This is a genomic window from Gilliamella sp. App4-10, assembly GCF_001690495.1.
Taxonomy (GTDB): Bacteria; Pseudomonadota; Gammaproteobacteria; order Enterobacterales; family Orbaceae; genus Gilliamella; species Gilliamella apicola_G.
Genome location: NZ_LZGS01000011.1, coordinates 1 through 1066, shown reverse-complemented (window position 1 = coordinate 1066; position 1066 = coordinate 1). Strand labels below are relative to the sequence as shown.

Annotated in this window: 3 protein-coding genes; all 3 read left to right on the top strand. The window is 38.1% G+C overall.

Annotated features, from left to right (window positions below):
- Nucleotides 1-555 (top strand): DUF6708 domain-containing protein (locus A9G23_RS02525; protein WP_218059469.1); only part of this gene is annotated, 555 nt, incomplete at its 5' end.
- Between the two features lie 120 nt (nucleotides 556-675).
- Nucleotides 676-813: a hypothetical protein gene (locus A9G23_RS11455; protein WP_176700590.1), complete on the top strand. Its 138-nt coding sequence runs from the start codon at nucleotides 676-678 to the stop codon at nucleotides 811-813.
- A 16-nt stretch (nucleotides 814-829) separates the two neighbouring features.
- On the top strand, nucleotides 830-1066 hold a 237-nt coding region (locus A9G23_RS02520; RefSeq protein WP_141674894.1), incomplete at its 3' end, for a hypothetical protein.

Here is a 1066-nt window from a genome sequence, read left to right as displayed (position 1 = left end):
GGTTTTATTACCTGTTGCCTCACTATGTATTATGCTATCCCTGAATTCTATCAGAATCTATTTTCCCGTCGTGGTAGTCCTATTATATTTAACCGTAAAACAGGTAAAGTCTATGTTAACGAAAGTGACTTTTTTAACTTTAAGTTTTTACGGCATCCTGCAGTATTTTTACAACCGAAAAAACGCCGAATAAAAGAATATGATTGGGACGATTTGCACGGTGTTATTATTCATAATATGTCACGTAATGCTTTAACCTCGACCGTGCTAATGGTATGCCAACCCGGTACGCATCAAGTGATTGATCATATCATGCTAGATCCTATTCGAGCGGGCGCTGGTAGTACATTTGTTTGGGGTTGGATCAATAGTTTTATGTTTTTTTGTGATGTGGCCAATATCGATGATGGCGAATATAAGTCAGATCAAGAAGCGGAATTTAAAGCCCATAGGATTGAAGGGCAAGGCTGGCCCGAATGGATGGTTGAAGCGTTTAATGCCACATCATTAGAAGAGTTAGCTGAAATTAAACAACGGCACAGTATAACGGAATAGACCAAAAGCTGTTACAGTTTGGCAAGAATGGGCAAAGCATTATGGCAAGCCCATTTTAACGATATTGAAAAAATCGAAGTAAAAGAAAGCGATCCTAACTAGTCAGATAGCCACCTAACGGTGATAACATGGGTCGCGGGCACCTTTGCTTATGATCTTGTAAAGAGCTATCAAATCAATATCAGCCCTAATGCACAAGATGATGGCGAAATCCCACTTATCATTAACCGCAGCAGTAACCAATTTCATGAAGAATAAATAAAAGGAGAATAAAATGCCATCAAAATACCGTCCACAAATTTTTGGTTGGTTTGGCGATCTGGATAAAGGTCCACGTTTAGTGCCCCTGCATGACGATCGTTTAAGCTATGCCAATAATAACTATTGTGCCTTTATTCGTCAGGATTATAATGATCAGATTTTTTATGCTTGTTTGTATATTATCGGTTTTATCTTTGGAACTGGCTCTACTTTTAGTTTTCTTTGGTTAATAACGGAATATGATAATCCT